2 protein-coding genes and 1 pseudogene are annotated in these 1,434 nt (G+C 61.0%); 1 reads left to right on the top strand and 2 read right to left on the bottom strand.

Translation table 11 applies throughout. The features are described 5' to 3' along the window. Positions 1–277: pseudogene (locus tag DRV96_RS18265) on the bottom strand (hypothetical protein); the annotation flags it as partial. Positions 278–433: 156 nt separating this feature from the next. Between DRV96_RS18265 and DRV96_RS17700 the strand changes: the two are divergent. Next, positions 434–1,081: a DUF4136 domain-containing protein gene (locus DRV96_RS17700; protein WP_119293596.1), complete on the top strand. Its 648-nt coding sequence runs from the start codon at positions 434–436 to the stop codon at positions 1,079–1,081. Between the two features lie 143 nt (positions 1,082–1,224). On the opposite strand, the gene DRV96_RS18485 is transcribed toward DRV96_RS17700, so the two are convergent. Continuing rightward, a partial coding sequence (locus DRV96_RS18485) for a hypothetical protein (RefSeq protein ID WP_210757105.1) occupies positions 1,225–1,434 on the bottom strand: 210 nt, incomplete at its 5' end.

Raw genomic sequence — 1,434 nt, 5'->3', positions numbered from 1 at the left:
CGACCACCCATGGCGGCTGCAACCCCAGCGCGCTGGTGAACAGCGCTTCGACCCCGACGCTCATCGAATCAACTCCCCAGGCGAAGCCCGCCCCGTGGACATGTGGACAGGCCGGCAAGCGGCCTGTCCACATACCCACCGGGCTCGACGACCAAGGGTCATTGTGAATGTTGGGTTCCACACGAAACGACGATGGACCCGGCCGCCCGGCGTCGTTGACGCTATGCACCGCGAAGACGTTCTTGGCGAGATCGACGCCGACGAGTACGATGGCCATGACTTCCCCTTTTCGATGGTGGGTTGATGAGAGTTCGCACTTCCCATCGTGGCACTTCGATGCCGTATCCCGCCACCGTGCGGGCACCTCGGGACGGGGAAGTCCCTTTCATTCGTTAGGCGTCACAAATCACTTTCTTCCTTCCGCGTACCGAACATGAATACACGTCACGCACTCGTACTCCTCGCCCTTATCAGTCTGCTTGCCGGATGCGGAACGCCACCGCTTCAGGGCGCAGTGAGTCGATTCCATGTGTTGCCGGCTTCCCCGCAGTCGTTCGTAATCATTCCTGACCGCGAACAAGGCGATTCGCTGGAGTTCAAGAGCTACGCAAACCTCGTCCGCCAAGCTCTTCAAACTCGAGGTTGGCGAGAAGGAGACATGGCTACTGCAGATGTCGCTGTGTTCTTCCAGTACAGCATCAGTCAAGGGCGCCAGGTCGCCTTCAGCTACCCGATCTTCGGACAGGTGCCAACTGGAACCTCAACGACGACTGGAACCGTTTCCACGTACGGCAATACATCCAACATCTACGCCACCACGACGCGCCAAACTACAACTGGCATCGTGGGCAGTGGAGTAGGCAGCAGGACGGAGTTCGACAGAGCTCTTCGCGTTCTGATGTTCTCGCTACCCACGTACCGCGCCACGCAGAAGATGGAACGAGTCTACGAGGGCGAGATTCGATCCACTGGCAGCACCGGTGACCTTCCCACGGTAATGCCGGCGCTTGTCCGAGGCATCTTCGACGACTTTCCGGGCGCCTCAGGCACAACGCGACGTGTCAACGTACCGTTCCAGTGACGCCTAACCCCTCGCTCAAGCCGAGCCCCAACGGCAAGCCACCAGGGCCCGGCCTGGGGTACACGGTACATTTTCCCAGTCCGGGCCCTGGCGCCTCGCCGTTGGTGCCGGCTTAGCTCGAACTACAAGGGCTTCCCCACCTGTCAAGCAATAGCCGGCCATGACGAATTGCGGAGCAATTCGTCATGGGTTTCGGGCTGTGGATCACCGGCGCTGTGCCGGCGGCTCGGATCGGCGGTCAAGGGTGCGGACTGGAAGGGCTCCATGTCGTTTCGTGTGGAACGCGACGCCGTCATTTCGGCATCGCCGGCACGAATGGGCTGGCCGGCAGGTGCCTGAGCTTGGACAGGCGC

Source organism: Azohydromonas sediminis (assembly GCF_003574675.1).
GTDB lineage: Bacteria > Pseudomonadota > Gammaproteobacteria > Burkholderiales > Burkholderiaceae_C > Calidifontimicrobium > Calidifontimicrobium sediminis.
This window is presented reverse-complemented; position numbering and strand designations above follow the sequence as displayed.

What these genes read in the sequence shown, in the direction of transcription:
- DRV96_RS17700 (WP_119293596.1), top strand. Translation starts at nt 434, where the DNA reads ATGAATACACGTCACGCACTCGTACTCCTCGCCCTTATCAGTCTGCTT.